Annotated in this window: 13 protein-coding genes; 9 read left to right on the forward strand and 4 right to left on the reverse strand. The window is 58.8% G+C overall.

From position 1 onward, the window contains the following. The first annotated feature begins 181 nt into the window (after positions 1 to 181). From murB to CA51_RS07880, 5 genes are all read left to right on the forward strand, one after another. Complete coding sequence (gene murB, locus CA51_RS07860; protein ID WP_145119380.1) at positions 182 to 1,060, forward strand: UDP-N-acetylmuramate dehydrogenase; 879 nt, start codon at positions 182 to 184, stop codon at positions 1,058 to 1,060. A 121-nt stretch (positions 1,061 to 1,181) separates the two neighbouring features. Continuing rightward, positions 1,182 to 2,003, forward strand: a complete 822-nt coding sequence (locus tag CA51_RS07865; RefSeq protein WP_145119382.1) for a cell division protein FtsQ/DivIB — start codon at positions 1,182 to 1,184, stop codon at positions 2,001 to 2,003. 66 nt (positions 2,004 to 2,069) lie between these two features. Then, on the forward strand, positions 2,070 to 3,104 hold the full coding sequence (locus CA51_RS07870) for a dienelactone hydrolase family protein (RefSeq protein WP_145119384.1): 1,035 nt from the start codon (positions 2,070 to 2,072) through the stop codon (positions 3,102 to 3,104). Positions 3,105 to 3,207: 103 nt separating this feature from the next. Beyond that, a complete protein-coding gene (locus tag CA51_RS07875; RefSeq protein ID WP_145119386.1) occupies positions 3,208 to 4,062 on the forward strand; it encodes a fumarylacetoacetate hydrolase family protein in 855 nt (284 codons plus the stop codon). 45 nt (positions 4,063 to 4,107) lie between these two features. Next, on the forward strand, positions 4,108 to 5,451 hold the full coding sequence (locus CA51_RS07880) for a mandelate racemase/muconate lactonizing enzyme family protein (RefSeq protein ID WP_145119388.1): 1,344 nt from the start codon (positions 4,108 to 4,110) through the stop codon (positions 5,449 to 5,451). Between the two features lie 155 nt (positions 5,452 to 5,606). On the opposite strand, the gene msrA is transcribed toward CA51_RS07880, so the two are convergent. The 4 genes from msrA to CA51_RS07900 all read right to left on the reverse strand — a co-directional run bounded on the left by msrA (position 5,607) and on the right by CA51_RS07900 (position 10,359). Beyond that, positions 5,607 to 6,254 carry a peptide-methionine (S)-S-oxide reductase MsrA gene (gene msrA / locus CA51_RS07885; RefSeq protein ID WP_231746055.1) on the reverse strand — a complete coding sequence of 216 codons (648 nt, stop codon included), beginning with the start codon at positions 6,252 to 6,254 and terminating at the stop codon, positions 5,607 to 5,609. Positions 6,255 to 6,485: 231 nt separating this feature from the next. Then, positions 6,486 to 7,808, reverse strand: coding sequence for a tetratricopeptide repeat protein (locus CA51_RS07890; protein WP_197451675.1), 1,323 nt, complete (start codon positions 7,806 to 7,808; stop codon positions 6,486 to 6,488). A gap of 29 nt (positions 7,809 to 7,837) precedes the next feature. Further along, positions 7,838 to 9,589: a CRTAC1 family protein gene (locus CA51_RS07895; RefSeq protein ID WP_145119391.1), complete on the reverse strand. Its 1,752-nt coding sequence runs from the start codon at positions 9,587 to 9,589 to the stop codon at positions 7,838 to 7,840. Further along, positions 9,589 to 10,359, reverse strand: coding sequence for a hypothetical protein (locus tag CA51_RS07900; RefSeq protein ID WP_197451676.1), 771 nt, complete (start codon positions 10,357 to 10,359; stop codon positions 9,589 to 9,591). Before CA51_RS07900 ends, CA51_RS07895 begins: the two co-directional genes overlap by 1 nt. Positions 10,360 to 10,543: 184 nt before the next feature. Between CA51_RS07900 and CA51_RS07905 the strand changes: the two genes are divergently transcribed. The 4 genes from CA51_RS07905 (at position 10,544) to CA51_RS07920 (ending at position 17,678) form a co-directional block, all read left to right on the forward strand. Beyond that, positions 10,544 to 11,551, forward strand: a complete 1,008-nt coding sequence (locus tag CA51_RS07905) for a DUF1559 domain-containing protein (protein ID WP_145119395.1) — start codon at positions 10,544 to 10,546, stop codon at positions 11,549 to 11,551. Positions 11,552 to 11,758: 207 nt separating this feature from the next. Beyond that, the gene (locus CA51_RS07910) at positions 11,759 to 12,154 is read left to right on the forward strand and encodes a carboxypeptidase-like regulatory domain-containing protein (RefSeq protein WP_231746056.1); all 396 of its coding nucleotides are present in this window, start codon (positions 11,759 to 11,761) and stop codon (positions 12,152 to 12,154) included. 200 nt (positions 12,155 to 12,354) lie between these two features. Beyond that, positions 12,355 to 14,355, forward strand: a complete 2,001-nt coding sequence (locus CA51_RS07915) for a hypothetical protein (RefSeq protein ID WP_145119399.1) — start codon at positions 12,355 to 12,357, stop codon at positions 14,353 to 14,355. A gap of 206 nt (positions 14,356 to 14,561) precedes the next feature. Beyond that, on the forward strand, positions 14,562 to 17,678 hold the full coding sequence (locus CA51_RS07920) for a WD40 domain-containing protein (RefSeq protein ID WP_145119401.1): 3,117 nt from the start codon (positions 14,562 to 14,564) through the stop codon (positions 17,676 to 17,678). The last annotated feature ends 59 nt before the right edge of the window (positions 17,679 to 17,737 follow it).

The raw sequence follows: 17,737 nt of genomic DNA on the forward strand, positions 1-17,737 counted from the left end.
CCGTATACAGACCGCAGCGGATCGAGGGGCGAGGGTTTCAAATCGGCAGCTCCCTTTGTGGCACTCGCGGGGGCGGATTGCTCGCTTTTGCTGCCGTCTCGGCTTGTCGAAACGGGGCTAGATGTGCGACATTAGCAGCTTTCCCAGCGTGGTTTCTCTTGTGATTGGCAGAAAATAATCGATGAGTTTTCCTGAACACCTGCAGCATCTGATTTGCAACGACGAACCGTTGGCCCCCTACACCTGGCTGCGGATCGGTGGACCAGCCCGCTATTTCGCGGAGCCGACATCGCGCGAGGAACTGATCGATTTGGTTCAGGCGGCGCACGCGGCGGAAATCCCTATCCGAGTGCTCGGCGGCGGATCGAATCTCTTGGTTCGCGAATCGGGGTTCTCGGGGCTCGTGTTGTCCCTCTCGGCAGCTTCGCTGGGAGAGATCCGCGTCGAGGAGACTCAATTGACAGCCGGCGGCGGAGCGCGGTTGTCGCACGTGGTCACGATGGCCGTCGGTAAAGGCCTTGCCGGAATGGGGCACTTGATCGGCATTCCCGGAACCGTGGGTGGAGCTTTGCAGGGGAACGCCAGCGCCGGTGGCAGCGATATCGGGCAGTGCACCGAATCGGTCGAATTGCTATCGCTGGCCGGCGAGATCAGCACTCGCAATCGCGACGAATTGCAGTTTTCGTATCGCCACAGCGATCTGGGCGATTCGATCGTGTTGTCGGCTAGCTTTCAATTGGAAGCGGGCGACCCCATCGAACTTACAAAGCGCATGCAGAAGCTGTGGATCGTGCGACGCAGCGAACGGCCGCGCGACGAGCCGCGAGTGATCACGCCCTTCATCGATCCCGACGGCGCTACGGCTTCGGATTTGATCGAACAGGCCGGGTTGAAGGGAATCCGCCAAGGCGCGGTCAGCTTGGATCCGCTGCGACCCAAATACCTTGTTGCTAGCGACGGTGCTAGCAGCGACGACGTGCTAGCGTTGATCGATATTGTTCGCGACAAGGTTTCTTTGCAGACCGGGATCGACTTGCAAATGAATCTGAAAATCTGGTAGCGTTGGCGATCATCGATCTCAGTGCGCACGGAAATGGCGGATGGGCGGAAAGAAGCATAAACAAGTGAAGTCGACCGCTTCGGATTCTGGCCGTTCGTCCCTCGGTGGCGCCATCGGTGGAATGATCAAGGCACCCGCTGCGCTTGCGTTTCTGTGGCCGGTGCTGTTGGTAACCGGCGGCTACTTGGCGTGGCATCGCTGGGGTGCCGACCAGATCAACCGCAACTACAACTCGTTGCAAATCGAAAAGGTGCAGATCTCTCCGCTGCCTTCGTATATTCGATCCAACGTGATCGAATCGGTTTTTCGAGCTACCGATTTGACGAAGATATCGCTGCTGGATCCGCAAGCGACGGCGCAGATCGCCAACGCGTTTGCCACAAGTCCCTGGATCGACAGCGTGCGTCGTGTCCAGAAGACATCCACCGGCAACGTCGACGTGCACGTCGCCTACCGCCGCCCGGTCGCGATGGTCAAAGTCGTCAGCCGGCATCCGGAGGTCGATGGGATGTCGTTTTTTCCTGTCGACGGTCACAGCGTGCTGCTGCCGACCGATGATTTTTCCCGCGCCGACACGCTCAATTACATCCACATCATCGTGCAGCGCGACACCTATCCGATCAGCGGTGTCGGATCGAAATTTGGTGACACCAAGGTAGCCGATGCGGCGTTGTTGGCGTTGCTGTTGTGCCCGCACCGCGAAACGCTTGGGATCGAAGCGATCACGATCACACAGCGTCCGCCGCACGACGAGAGACCGCAGTTGTTGAACCTGGTTCTGAAGAGCGGAAAACAAATCGTCTGGGGGAGTGCTCCTGGAAAAGAACTCAACAACGAACCCCACGCTTCGGTTAAACTGCAAGCCTTGTTAAACGATTCCAATCGAAGCTTGCACGATCTGCACGTGGCTCAACCGCTGGCAGCCGACCCCGCTCGACGCTAGGCTTGTGCAGCGCGAACGAATCGCTTGTTCGATTGCGCTGAAACATTACTGCGGGAGAAGGTAAAGATGCTTGTACCGGTTCGTATCGCGATCATGTTTGGGGTGGCACTGACGGCGACTTGGGCAGTCGCTCAGGAGACCGACGCTTCCAAAACTTATACCGCCCGCGATTCGTTGAGCGCGTTGGACGATCCCAGCCTCGATGCCGCGGATTGTCTGAAGGGATTCGCCTGGCAGCCGTCCAGCTTCGAGGTCACTGTCGAAACGAGCGACGACGATGCCACGCCGCGGACTGTCCGATTTGCGTCGCCTTTGGATACCGGAAATCCGATCAACGATGTGGTGACGATGAAATGGTATGTTGCCAAGGATCCCGACGGAGCCACGCTGCATCGTCCTGCGGTTTTGGTGGCGCACGAATCGGGATCGGGAATGACGGTCGGCCGCTTGGTTGCCAAGACGCTTTCGCTGTATGGCGTGCACGCTTTTTTGATCCACTTGCCCCACTATGGCGATCGCCGCGATCGATCGATCCGTCCCGAGAATCAAGAGATCGTCAAGGTGATGCGGCAGGCGGTCGTCGATGTCCGCCGCGGCCGCGACGCGATCGCTGTCCTGCCCGATGTCGACGCCGATCATATCGGCCTGCAAGGGACAAGTCTGGGCGGTTTTGTTGCGGCGCTGGCCGGCAGTCTCGATAGCGGTTTCGATAAGGTCTATATCACCTTGGCCGGAGGCGATTTCCACGGCCTGTTGATCAACGGCGAAAAAGATGCGGCCAAGATGCGTCAGCGGTTAGCCGACGCGGGCTACACCGGCGAGAAACTGCGCGAGTTGGTCCAGCAAGTCGAACCGCTGCGAATCGCTCATCGATTGGTTCCCGATCGGACTTGGATGTTCACCGGATCGGAGGACCGCGTGGTACCGTTCGCCAATGCCCAGGCGCTGGCCAAAGCGGCGAAACTGTCCGACGAACATCACGTGATCGTTCCGGCGAATCATTATACCGCGATCCTTTATTTCCCCACGATCATCGATGTGATCGTTCGTCAAAGCTTGCCCGCCGACGCGATTCCGGCGGCGTTAAAATCGGATTCGTAGGCGTCGTACAGCTCTCGCTGCGATCCGCCGCGGCTGTCGAAACACTCGATTGCCAGTTGTCCCCGTCTCCCAATCACAACCCCCAAGTGCTATCCTTACGCTCATGAAACTCGCAAAATTCAAGCAACCCAACGGGCTCGTCGCGGCAGGCATTGTCGAGGGCGATTCGATTCAAGCACTCGATCTTTCGGCTGGCAAATTCGAAGCGTTGTCGGATCTGTTGGACGCCAAAGACATTCCCGCGGCTGTCGATTATCTGCCCAAACGCGACCCGCATGCGTTGGACAGCGTGCAATTGCTGCCACCGATCGACCGTCAGGAAGTTTGGGCGGCGGGCGTTACTTACAAGCGTAGCCAAACGGCGCGGATGGAAGAATCCGAAGCCGCTGCGTCGTGTTATGACCGCGTCTATGTCGCCGATCGTCCCGAGTTGTTCCTCAAAGCGACGCCGCACCGCGTGCGTGGCGACGGCCAGGAATTGCGGATCCGCACCGACGCGACTTGGAACGTTCCGGAGCCCGAGGTGACGCTGGTGCTGAACAGTCGGATGCAGATCGTCGGTTATACGATCGGCAACGACATGAGCTCTCGCGATATCGAAGGCGAAAATCCGCTGTACCTTCCACAAGCCAAAGTCTATGACCAATGTGCCGGTCTAGGGCCGTGGATCACGTTGAGCAGCGACATGCCGCCACGCGAACAGATGACGATCGATCTGAAGATTGAACGCGGCGGCGACGTCGTGTTTGAACAATCGACCGATGCCGCCCAGATGGCACGCGGTTTCGAAGATCTGGCCGGTTGGTTGGGCCGCGACAACAGCTTCCCCAATGGGGCGTTTCTAATGACCGGTACCGGGATCGTTCCCGGCAGCGACTTTACGTTGGCTGCTGGCGATGTGGTCCGAATCTCGATCGCTGGTATCGGCACACTGACCAATTCTATCGTTCAGGGCTAATTCCCGAACGTACGCTTTCCTCTCTCCATCCCCCGCTGCCCGCTCATGCTTTCCAATATTCGAATCTGCGACCTGCAAACCAACATCACTAAACATCCCTATCGCACGCCGATGAAGTTCGGCGGCCGCGTGGTGTCGGGGGTCGATGTGTTAGAGGTTCGCTGCACCGTGGAAACCAAAAGCGGCCGCCGCGCCGAGGGCCTCGGTTCGATGACGATGGGAAATGCTTGGTCCTGGCCAAGCCAAGTCGTTTCGTCCGATCAAACGTTGGCCGCTATCGAAACGCTCGCCCAACGCCACGCCGCCGCAGCGATGGAAGCCAAGGTCGAAGGGCATCCGTTGGAGATCTGTCACACGCTGGCGAAACTGTTGCGGCCGATCGCCGCTGAGGTGACGCAAGAGGCAGGTTTGGAAGAAGCGATGCCGCAGTTGGCGTGCCTGTTGGCCGCCAGCCCGTTGGAAGCTGCGTTGTTCGACGCTCAAGGCAAGGCGTTGGGAACCAGCAGCTATCGGTTGCTTGGGAAAGATTACGTCGGTTCGGATCTGCAGCCTTATCTAGGGAATGACTTCGCCGGGCACTACCTGGATGAATTTGTCAGCCCGCAGCCGCAATCGAGCATGCCGATCTACCATCTGGTCGGGGCCTTGGATCCGTTGACCGACGCCGACGTCGACCAACCGGTCGGCGATGGGCATCCCGAAACCCTTGCCGCTTGGATCGAAGCCGATGGATTGACTCATCTGAAAATCAAGCTGGCTGGCGACGATTTGGACTGGGATATCGACCGCGTCGCTCGCGTCAGTCGCGTCGCCAGCGAGAGTTCCCGCGGGGCGACGACCGATTGGCGGTTCTCGCTCGATTTCAACGAACGCTGTGCAAACCAGCAGTATGTGATCGACATGCTGCAAGGCGTTGCCAAGGTCAGCGACGATGCCAACGGACGGATTCAATACGTCGAACAACCGACGCATCGCGATCTGGCACGCTTCCCCGAAAACACGATGCACGAGGTGACGAAGATGTTGCCCGTCGTGATCGATGAATCGTTGGTCGATCTGGAAAGTCTGCACCTGTCGCGCGAGTTGGGCTACAGCGGTATCGCGCTGAAAGCCTGCAAGGGGCACGCCGAAGCGTTGCTGATGGGAGCCGCGGCGCAGCACTACAAGCTGTTCCTGTGTGTCCAGGATCTCACCTGCATCGGTGCCAACTTCTTGCATTCCGCATCGCTTGCCGCTCACATCCCAACCGTGGCTGCGATCGAAGGAAACGGACGCCAGTACTGCCCTGCTGGAAACGAAGGCTGGGAAAAGAAGTTCCCTGGAATGTTCGAGATCACCGACGGCACCGTCGAAACCGGGCTGCTCAACGGCCCGGGCCTCGGCTACTGATCTTTCAGCCGCAGGGAAAGCAATCGCCGCAAAAAAACAGCCGCTGTATTAGCGGCTGAGGCGGCGTGATGTCGCCGATGCGAGATAGGTCATCGGGCGATTGGGCGGCTGCCAACGCAACCGCCCGGCTTCGAAGACCTGCTGGCGTTATCAGGCTATTCTTTTTTCGCTTTGTCGCCGAAGATCGCTTGGAACTTCTTCACCTTCGGGGCGACGACAAACTGGCAATAGCCTTGGCCAGGATTCTTGTTGAAGTAGTTTTGGTGATAGTCTTCAGCGGGATAAAAGATCTCCGCTTCGCTGATCTCGGTGACCGCCGGTCCGCCGGGGAAGGCGTTCGCTTTGTTCAGTTTGTGCTTGTAGTTTGTGGCAAGCTCTTTCTGTTCGTCGTTGTGATAGAAGATCACGCTGCGATATTGCGTGCCGACATCGTTGCCTTGACGGTTGCGAGTCGTCGGGTCGTGCGTTTTCCAAAAGACTTCTAACAAGGTGTCGAAGCTGACCTTGGCTGGGTCGTAGGTGATCTGGCAGACCTCGGCGTGGCCGGTGCGGCCGGTGCAGATCATCTTATAGGTCGGGTTGGGAACCTTGCCGCCCATGTAGCCCGAGACGATCTTCTCGACTCCTTCGAGTCGTTGGAAGACCGCTTCGACGCACCAGAAGCATCCGGCGCCAAAGGTCGCGATCTTCATCTCGCCAGCCGCGGGCTGCCCCGCAGATTCGCTGCTGCTTTGAGGTTCATCGGCTCGAGCGGCAACCGCCGTCGTCGCGACCAAAACCGCCATCATGATTAAACTACGCATCGTGGGATTGTCTCCATTTAAGTGGTCTTCGAGGCCGACGATCTCACCCCGACTGAACCCTGTATACAGGATGAAGCAGCGTTTCAATTTGAGGTATCAGCCGGCATGCGCTGGTGCCCGGTTGGCCGAGGGAACCGGACGTCAGCGCGTGCCGGCTAATTCGCCTAAGCACAAACAATTAATTGCCCTGACCCTGGATATTATAGCCTTGCGTAAGGCGGAGGCGAAAGATTAGTTGTCCGACAGCGTCTGCAACGCGCGGGTCGCGGTCGGATTATTGGGCTCAATCCCCAGCACAGCCCGGTACCACATCGCAGCAATTTGCGGTTTTTCTGACTCGAACGTCAATTCAGCCAACTCGATTCGAACCTGGACATCTTGTGGATTTTCAAGTGCTTGCAGGTGCAGATCCGCGATTTTGAGAAAGCGTTCTTTGATCTGCGTCGAACGCTCGATCAGCGTTTTCCCCTCTTCGCCGCGTTTGCCCATGATCATCGCCCGCCCCAACAAGAACATCGCTTCGTGATCGGAAGGCTCTTGTGCGAGGGCGCGTTCCAAATGCTGGATCGCAGTTTCGGGCTCGCGCTGCGCCGCCAGCACCCGTCCATATACAAGGTTAGCGATTCGGTTGTCCGGATCGACCTGTAGGGCTCGCTTGCAGGCATCGACCGCGCTATCGGAATCTCCCGCGGTTTCCCAGCACTGGGCGCGGCAGGCCCAAACCTCCGCCGATTCAGGACAGTCGGCGATCGCTTCGATCGCTTCGTCACACTTCCTCAGTTGCCGCAGGGAATCGGCGAGCCGCAGCCGCAATTCGGTCTCGATCGGTGGCGGTGGATTGCGTTGCAAAGCCATCCTCGCATCGACGATCGCCTCGGGATAGTTCTGGTACTCGCCATGGATCCGCGCCGACAGTCGCAGCACACCGAAGTCGGTAAGGTCGGCGTCGGCGGCGATTCGTAGATGTTGGGTCGCCTGACGCATCGCTCCCAGATCATAGTGCAGGATGCCCAACCAGCGATGGGCGCGAGCGAGTCCTGGATTGATGGTGATCGCTTGTTGCAGGCAACCGATCGCATCGCCCCATCGTCCCTGCCCGCGAAACACATCGGCGGCGATCATATAGGATTCGCTCTGCATGATCGGGACTCTAGAGATCTGTTCTGCGATCTGCATCGCCGCATCGTAGTCGCCTCGGTTGGCCAGTATCGCAGCTTCGATCGCATCGCTCAGCACGGCGTAAGTGGGATGGTCCTTCAGTTGCCGTTGCTGGGACTTGGCGAAGTCGAGATTGCCGCTGTCGATCGCGTTCAGTGCGGCTCGATACTGTTTTCCTTCCCGCATCGAATCGATCGGCGATTGACTCTCGATACGCGTCCGCTGCGACACTTCCACCGTCTCTTTGGACAAATCGTCATCCGTTTGCTGCGTCTGCGAAACCGATGGTTGCGAAGAACCGGAACTCGATTCAGGCCGCTGCGGATTCGTTGCCGCAGTGGGATCTGGGCTGCAGCCCGTCAAGACCGCCGAAGCGATGGCGACCAACACCAACACAAGACTCAGGCTTGAGAATCGTGGGGCGGTTAGGGGCGTTGGGCAAGCGGGTTGCCGGTTCCTTCGATCCATGTCACGTGTCTCGAGTCTTGCGGAAAAGGAAAGGTTTCGGTGTGCCCCGAAGACCATCTGACACTGACGTCGATATCGACAGCATCGGGAGGGACTGTCATCAGGATCCGTGGATCGCTTTGCGAAAGGTAGCTGCCGCCGCCGGAACGCGACAGCGCGCCACGCTTGCCGCCGCCGTTCCACTGGATCGTCGCACCGATGGCGTCGCGGTTTGATTGGGTTCCGATCAGTCGAATCACTGCAAAGTTGTCTGCTTCGGGACGATCTGCTTTCAGGATTGCGATCGGTTCGTCCGCGTTGCAGAAGATCAGCTCCATCGCTCCATCGTTGTCCAAATCGCCATACGCCAAACCTCGGCCCACATGCGACTCTTCAAAATAGCCTCCCGCTGCGACCCGTTGATACGTCCCGTCGCCGCGGTTCTCCAGCAGCAAAGCTTCCTGCGGAAAGCTGGAGTGCTGTGAACGGTAGGAGACGTGGCCATTGGCGACGACCAGATCTTGGTCGGAATCGAAATCGAAGTCGATCGCGACGGTGCCGAACCCAACATACAGTCCACCCAACACGGCAAGCCCCGCGGGACGGCTGACATGCGTAAATGCTGCGGAGCCATCGTTGCGATAGAGCGCGAAGAGTTCGCGCTCAAAGTTGGTGACCCACAAATCCAATCGACCATCGTTATCGCTGTCGACAGTGGTGATCCCCATGCTGCCCGTGTTGACTCCTACGTCGTCGCCCGAGACGCCGGCGATGATCGCGGATTCGGACAAAACGCCTTGCCCATCGTTCATGTACAAAAAGTTATCCGTCGTGTCGTTGGCGACGTAGATATCGGTATCGCCATCAAAATCGAGATCGGCCGCCACCGCGCCGAGCCCCTTGCCGCCGGGGATCAAACCCGATGTTTTTGTTGCGTCGCGAAACCGCCCGGTCCCATCGCCTAGCCACAACATGTCGTCGAGCCCACGAAAGTCCTTTGGTGCGCAGACCTCACGGTCGCCCTGGGAGTTCGCAAAGCATTGGGGATGTTCGTCCCAAGACCAGGAAACGTACTGCGGGATATAGAGGTCGAGGATTCCATCGCCGTTGAAGTCGCCGCAGGCGATGCTGGTCGCCCAGGTGACGTCTGGCAGATCGCCAACATCCCGTTGTTCCTGCAGCGTGCCATCTCCCTGGTTTCGGTAGAACTGCAGCCCGCCATATCCGCTGACCACGAGATCGGAGAAACCATCGTTGTCGAAATCAGCGGGAAACAGACCGTGGTTGTAGAAGCGATCAGCCGGTGCGCCGGCTTGGGACGTGATGTCGACGAATCGCAAATCGCCGGTGTTGCGGTAGAGTCGGCAGGCCGCTGCGGTGACCGTTTGGTTTTGCAAACCGCCTCCCCCGGCAAACATTAAATCCATGTTGCCGTCGAGTTCTAAATCGAAGACCGCCACGCCACCGCCAAGCGATTCGAGGATTGCAAACTCCCCAGCATCACGCCCGCTGTGAAACTGAAAATCGATCCCCGTTTGCTCGGTGACGTTCTGAAACGGTAGATCGTCAGTTGTGGGCGAGGCGTTTTCAGCGGAGGTTGGTAACGCGACCGGCGGCGTGGTGGTTGGAGCGGTGAACGTCTCGCCGCGGTTACATCCGCTGCAGCACGCCGCCAGCGCCAAGCCTAAGAACAGCCACAGTCGTTTCGCGTCGAAGTGGATCTGTTGCACTAGACTTCGCCGGCAGGCTGGGAGGTCGATTCGGCGGCGGTAGCGAGACTAACGTCTTTCGCCTTGGCACCAATCGCGTTGGGAAGCAGGCTGGCTAGGCAACCGATCAAGCCAAACCAGATTCCCGACAGTCCAAGGCCTTCGGGAGGGAAGTGGTGCGTGAGCATGTTGGGGAATGGTGCTGCCGCGATCGGCACGATTGCTCCCGCCAGCCCACAGGCCAAAAGGACAGCGATCGCTCCTTGTCCCGCCCGCTTTCCCGAAGCGAGGTAATACGCGATCGCCAGCGGACAACCGAGCGTCAGGCTGACGACAAAATAGAGTAACGTTTCACGCACGATCGGATCGCTGCTGAGCGTCGAAAGAGATCCGGTCGCCAAAGCGGCTCGAAGTGTCCAGCCGATCTGGCCAGCTAAGAACCCAAACGCGAGGCCTGTGAAGATTCCGACGGCGACAAATCGCAGGCGGCTTCGCGTGCCGGCCCCGGCGATCAATAGTGTTGAAACCCCGCCAAGGCTCAACCCGGCAAAGGTCAGTTCGGCGATGCAGGTTCGCCAGAGAGTGATCGGTACCAGCTCTTTCTGTCGTGCTTGCAGCTCGGGGGGGCTGTACATGTCGACCGATCGCAGTTCCGGGGGCAAACGAAATTGAATCGGAGTGAAGTTGACCAGCGTCCAGGCGACTGCGGCGGACAGGAGGGCGGCGATCGACCACCGTGCCACGGCGGAACTGCCCCGAGTGGCCGAACTTTGTTCACAGCTTGCGTTCATGTTGCGGGGGTCCTTTGAAATCGAATTGAGATCTTTCGCGTCCCGCTCAGCCGATGGCCCCGGTTTCCCACAAAATAGTTGAATGGGCAAACCGGAATCGGTAGCTTAGGGTGGTCGGGACGCCGCACCATATGGTGTAGTGTAGCAATTCTGTTCTTTGGTTTCAGGTCGCAGGAGTCTTTTCATGTTTTCTAAGAAACGCGTCGGTTTCACGTTAGTGGAACTACTGGTGGTGATCGCGATCATCGGCATTTTGGTGGGGCTGCTTTTGCCGGCGGTCCAGGCGGCTCGGGAAGCTGCCCGCAGAATGCAATGTGGCAACAACTTGAAGCAGTTGGGATTGGCGGTCCACAACTATGCTGATTCGAATCGGGAGCAGTTCCCGATCGGGACACGGCATGAAGATCCTGCCAACACGCCGGTCGCGGCAGCTTGGTCCGGTGGAGCGCACCGCAAGGGATCGGTCCTCGTCAAGATCCTCCCCTTCGTGGAGCAGGCACCGCTCTACGATCAACTGGACTTTGTCGGCGACATCCACGCTCAGTTGGATGCCTTGGGATACAACGGCACTAGCGGCACAAGGATGGGCGTCTACACCTGCCCTTCCGACGGCACCACAGGCAACACACTCTCTGGAGCCCATCAGTTTTATAACTACGGGAAGAACATGGGCAACCAAGTTATGCCCGGTCAGTTCGGTTGCAACATCTATCCCGATGCTGGCGGGAACCCAGCTGTGTTGGGAGGCAACATGTACGGCAGTGGGACGACAGGGCATGGATCGACAAATACCCAGGCCAACATCTCGGGAGTCTTTTCGCGGTTCAGTTGGGCGGCGAGGTTTGCTGACATAACCGACGGTACTGCTAACACCATTTTGTTTGGTGAGATCATTCCTAGTTGTGGCGACCATCACCGCAGTGGATGGTACAGCACCAATTCGTTGTGGACCGCGACGACTGGACCGATCAACTTCAACACCTGTGGTTGGCAACAGGTTCCCAACAACGCATCGAACTGCAACGACTACCGCGTCTGGCAGACATCGCAAGCGTTTAAGTCGCAGCATCCCGGTGGTGCCCAGTTCGCATTATGCGATGGATCGGTTCGCTTTCTGCCCGAAACGATCGACTACGCAACCTATCAACAGCTAGGTTCGCGAAACGATGGCCAATCGGTGCGGGTTCCTTAAGCTTGCCGCTACCGTTGCGATCACACCGTGGCCCTTCCAAGCCGCGTGTTTGGAAGGGCCAGCGGGCGGTCGCAGATATTCAAACTCTTCGCCTTTTCGTTCTCTAGGTATTTTCAGATCATGACTAATTCGAATGTATTTGCATTCATTGCAATGGGTGTCATTACGCTGGCAGGTTGTAGCCGCGGGAACGGTTTTCCGCCCCCCGTGCCTGTTTCGGGAAGTGTTTCTTATCAGGGGAAGCCAGTCGATGGAGCCTCGATAACCTTTCTGGCCGGCGACGGGGGAGGACGGTCGGCTAGCGGAACTACCGATTCGCAAGGTGCGTTCCAGCTGACGACATTCTCGACGAGCGATGGAGCCTTGCCGGGAGACTACACGGTGACGATCGCCAAGATGGAATCGAAAATCGGTGGCGATATGGATGCCAGCAATCCGGGCGCCGACTACAACCAGATGATGGCTGCTGCGGGATCCAACAATTTGGCGAAGCTTCAGAAAGCAATCTTGCCCGAGAAATACGCCGACGCGACGAAGTCGGGCTTGAAGCGGAGCGTCGTCGATGGGCAAGCCAATGAGTTTGCCTTTGAATTGGGCGATTGATTGCCGCGTCAAAGCGACGTTAATCCGCGGGTTGGCGGCGGAGCGTCGCCACGGGGTGGTGTGGTTTTGCCGCTTAATCGGCAAAACCTTGTTCTTGCGTATCGGTTTCACGCCGTGAACCGAGATTCGGCGGCGGGTGGGGATTACCATAGATGAGGCTTTCTGCTTCGTAATCCCACCCCCGCTGTTGCTCTCTGCTGATGATCTCTCCACTTGCCATCCACCTCGGCTGTCGATCGTTTCGAATTCTCGCCTGCTTGTTCTTCGGCATCGTCGTGGCCGCCCAGTCGACTGTGGCGCGCGAAATTGTGCTGCCCGAGGTGCCAGCGAATTGGCAGACGCTTGCGCAGTCCGATCCCGCGGCGCTGCAGAATCAATTGACCTCGGTCTTAGAGGCGCAGTGGGATGCAGTGGAGATCGACGCCGACGACGATGCGGCGTCGCTACTAGCCAAAGCGGATCAGATCTTTGCACTCAACGCGGCGACGCGGCAACGCATCGATGCGCTCTGGACGTTGAGTGGCCAGATCGGCGCTGCGGCTGATTCGCCCGAGGCTCGTCCGGCGGCTGCGGCTTTCTTAAAGACGATCTCCGCCTGGGTCGATTTCTCTGGACGCCTGCGTTACGCGACGCGCGAACAGACTCGTCAGACGGTGCGGCGTTTGTCGCGTCCCGATGTCGGGCGACTGATCTCTTTGGCGGAGCGTCATCGAGTTGGCATCGTCGCTCCGGCGATTGCATTTGTGTTGGTTCAACCGCCGCCGGGCAGCAGGGCTCGGCCGTTTGATGATGCTACGCGGCGTCAGCTGCTTCGATTGATCCAATCGACTCACGAGATCGATGCCACCGCGTCGCTGTACCAATTTTTGCGTTGGCCCCACACGCCCGATTGGCTGCAACTGCATCTATTGAACACGCTGCGATCGATCGGGATTTCTCAAGCCTCTTTGACCGACAGCGATCGGTTGTCTCCGGCGGAGTTGTTGGACGCGGTCCAGCAGATGCCAACTGAAACGCTTTCGGTCGACGATCGCCAACTGCGGATCGACCTGCTGGCGTGGCTCGCCCGCCTGGCCGACAAGGGAGTCAGTGGCCCGACGTTCCGTTGGGGGCCTGTGGAAATTCAAGCCGGCGATTGGGTCTTGCAACGCAATCCATCGCCCTACAATCGCTTCACCGATCTTTCCCCGGGCTTGTTCACTCACGTTGGGATCGCGGCGGAAGTGACCGACGACGCGGGAGTCCGCCGGATCGTGATCGTCGATCTTCCCGAAACCGGCACCAAAATCGAAGCCGATACCGCCGACGAATTTGTCTCGACCAGTCTGCACTGGATCGTGTTGCGTCATCGCGATCCCAAGTCGGCGGCGGCGATGGGACGCGTGGCGGCGAAACTGGCCGGTCGAACGTCCGAGTTTGATCTGACCTTTAATACCGCGTTGGTTCACGAGCAACGCGGGATCGTCGATCGCCCCGACGAAGCCGTGCGAACCTATTGCGCTGGATTCTTGGCGTTGTGCGCTCAAGAGGCGGGTGTGTCGTGGGAGCAATTATTTCCGCTGGTCGAACGACCGATCAACGACCGCTGCGGCGAGAACTTGAAATCGCTGGGGCTGACGATGACTGAATTCCTCTCTCCCAGCGGCCCGCTGTTTTCGCCCGATATGCAAATCGTCGGCGCCCGGCCACCGATGTACGCTCCCGACAATCAGATCCGCGAAGCTGTCTACGATCAATTCGCCCGCAGGATTTCCGAACGGAAGTTCCAAATGCACGAGACATCGGCGCAGCGGTTGCGGCAACAATTGGCCGAACTGAGCAGCGATTACAGCTGGGTTCGGGCGGCGCTCGCCCAAGTCAACGACGTCAGCCCCGCGATGGATCTGGTCGTTGCCGGACGCGTGGCGACGATCGTCGAGAATTTGGATGCGATCGCCGACAAGCAGTCGGAAGCTTTCAGCGATGCGATGACTTTGGTTAGCGGGCAACGCGTGCCAGCTAAAGCTGCGCCCGAAGAGGCTGCTCGGTTGACGGAGGTCCTGGCGCAACTGAGATCGGATCATCCGCAGTGGTTCGCCGACGCGGCCGCTGGAAAGTTATCCAACCGCCAGCTGCAGCAGCTTTTGACGCGGTTTTATGCCGAACAGGGGCAGGCCTCGGTCGACGCGATGTTTTTTCCGGAATCGCCCGCGCCGCAATAGACGGCGACAACGGCTCGCTTGCCCTGGGATTTCTCAGCTTGGATTGGCGGCGACGCAGCCGCGACGGCGATCCGAATGCCTCAATAACTTTTCAGTGCCACAATGCAGACCCGACGGTTGTCGTCGATTAGAATATTTCCTGTCGATCGATCGCGTATCGATGGCACACCCTTCCCCGCCTCGCTTCCTCAGCACACTCAAACGCTATGAACAGACGCTTTGCTCGTGCAATCTGCACGTTGGTTTTGACCTATCCATGCATTTCGGGGCTCACCGCGTTGGGACAGCTGCCCGTTGCTGATCTGCCCGAGGACCGCGAGGTCAAATACAGCACCGACATCTATCCGGTCTTAAAAAAGAACTGCGTCGCCTGCCATAACGCCAGTCGCGACGAGAGCGGTGTGAATCTGGAATCGGTCGAGAAGATGTTGGCCAGCGACAGCGACGAGCTGTTGGTCGCGGGGAAGTCGGACACCAGTCGATTGTTTGTCCTAGCTGCTCACATCGATGAACCGATCATGCCGCCGGAAGACAACGAAGTCGGCGCGGCGCCGCTGAGTCCGATGGAGTTGGCGTTGCTGAAGCGTTGGATCGATCAAGGTGCCAAGGTCGACGTCGCCAATCCGGGGATGGTGAAATACGAATGGCAGGCGTTGCCCGCCCATCTGCGTACCGTCTACGCATCGACGATGTCGGGCGACGGGCGTCTGGCCGCAGCCAGCTTTGGAAATCAAATCCGCGTGTTTGGAAAAAGCTCGTCGGCGCCGATCGCTGAATTGTCGAGCGTCGACGAAGCGGGCAAGCCGACGCCGCCGCACCTCGATTTCGTTCAAGATCTCGCCTTTTCGCCAGTCGACAATCGGTTGGTCTCGGCCGGTTTCCGAAACGTTAAAACCTGGACCCTCAACCCTCCGCAATCGATCGAGTTGCCAAGCATCGATCCGGCAACAAGCATGTCGCTGGCGATCGATCGCACTGGAAATCACGTTGCCAACTTTACCAAGCAGGGGGACGTGCAAGTCGCTGCGATTGGAGCCGATGGGTGGCAGTGGACTCAAAAGATCGCATTGCCCGAGGCGTTTGCTGGCGATGCGGCTCCCGCGGTTGTCACAGCGGTCTCCGCCGACGGTAAGACCGCTGCGATCGCTTGGCAGCAAGAACTGCGAATCGTGAAGTCCGACGCGGCGGAAGCTGTCGCGTTGACCTCCGAAAAACCGATCGCTTCGATCGTCTGGGATCGCAACGGCCGTCTGGTCACCGGCGACGAGAGTGGTGGCGTGACGTTCTGGGTTGCCGAGGGAGAATCGTTCAAGCCGGTCAACGAATCGATGGGAGACAAGCCGGTATTGCATCTTGTTGTGCCGGGCGAAGGAGCGGCAGTTCTGATGGCGGTCGACGCGGCGGGAAAGATCGCCGCGTGGCATGCTGCGGAGACAAAGATCAAAGAGACGAAACAATTGCCGGCGGCGGCGAAGTTTCTTTCGCCAACGCGCGACGGCGCGGGGCTGTGGACGACGCTCGATTCGGGAGTCTTTGGTCTGTTTGACATCGCGTCGGGCAAGCTGGCGGAATCGCCGAAGTTCGATCCGGTCCAGGCTGAAGCGTATGCTCAAGCCAATTGGGATGTCTTGGTTGGCGAGCGATTGGTCGCCGCGACGGAAGCGGAATTGAAGACCGCGCAGACCAACGAGACAGCGGAAAAAACAAACCTCACGAATTCCGAAGCCGATGTGGCGGCCAAGGCGAAGGCTCGCGATGAAGCCAAGAAGCCGGCTGAGGATACGAAAAAAGCGGCCGACGCGGCGAAGGCAGCTCTGGCAGCCGAGCAGGCCAAACAGAAAGCGATGATGGAGAAGCGTGTCGCTTTGGCGGCGAAGATCAAGCAGTTGGATGACGCAGCGCCGGCGATGGTTAAAGAAAAAGAGACGGTCGCAGCGGCTGCAGCCGAGGTCGCGACGAAGATGACCGCGATGCAAGCGGAGATCGCGGCGGTCGAGGCTGAGATGAAAAAGAAGCTCGACGAAATGAAGGCTGCTGCGGCGGCGATTGCAAAGCAGAAAGCGGATCAAGAAGCCAAAGTCGCTGCGATCGCGGCCAAGATCGCCGCCGAAGCGGCTGCCAAAACCGCAGCGGCTGCGGAATTGAAGGCGATCCCCGACGATGCCGCTCTGGCTGCTGCGGTCAAGAAAGCTGCAGATGCCGCGGACAAAGCTCAGAAGGATGCTGCGGCGAAAGCCGAGGCTTTGAAGAAGGCCGAGACAGCGGTCTCGCTGTCCGAAGAGTCCAAATCGCGAGCGGCCAAGCGTGCCGCGGAGTCGACTGAAGAAGTCGCTTCGCAAACCAAACTGGTTGCGGAGGCGAAGGCCGAGCAGGAAGAACGCAAGAAACAGTCCGAGGCGGCGAAGGGAGCTCAGGATCAATCGCTGGCCGCCGACAAGGCACTCGCCGTTTTGAATGACGGCAAGTTCCTGGTGACTCAGTCGAGTGCGTCGGGACAGTGGAATCTATGGACCGCAGCGGGAGATTGGATCGCAGCGTTGGACAAGGGGGGCGAGATGGTCGCCGCCGGATCGCAGAGCGTCTTGATTCGCGGCGACAACGGAAAAGTCAAAGCCTATCGATTGCCGGCGAACCTGTGGGGCCAAGAGCGGATGATCGGTTCGCCGACCGGCGAGAGTCCGTTTTCGGACCGCGTGTTGACCGTCGACATCGATCCGACCGGCAAGTGGTTGGTGACTGGCGGCGGCGAACCATCGCGAAGCGGCGAGGTGCAGATCTGGAATCTCGCCGACGGATCGCTGGTTCGCACGTTTGAGAATCCGCATACCGACACCGTGCTGTGCGCCCGCTTCTCTCCCGATGGCAAGACCTTGGCGACCAGCAGTTCGGATCGAATGATCAAACTGTGGGATATCGAGACAGGCAAGTTACTGAAGACGCTCGAAGGTCACACCCATCACGTCAACTCGATCGCTTGGAACGTCAACAACCGACAACTCTCCAGCGCATCGGCCGATGCAACCGTCAAAATCTGGGACGTGTCGACGGGCCAGGCGAAGCGAACGATCGGCGGACTGTCGGGCGAACTGACCCGATTGGTCTACGTGGGACGCGATGACCGCGTCGGTTTTGTCAGCGGCGACAACCACTTCCGCGTCTATCGCACCGACAACGGCGGCCGCGAAACAAACGCCAAGGTTGCCGAAGGCTATCTGTACGCGTTGGCCTCCAACCGCGAAGGGACACTGTTTGTTCTGGGGGGAGCCGACGGGAATGCCAAGATCGTCGACAAAGCGGGAAAAGAGACGCAGAAGTACGAATGATCGCCGCGTTATAGGTAAACGCAACGGCAGTTCCCATCTCGGGTTCTGCCTACAGGTAC

This window comes from Rosistilla oblonga (genome assembly GCF_007751715.1).
Taxonomy (GTDB): Bacteria; Planctomycetota; Planctomycetia; order Pirellulales; family Pirellulaceae; genus Rosistilla; species Rosistilla oblonga.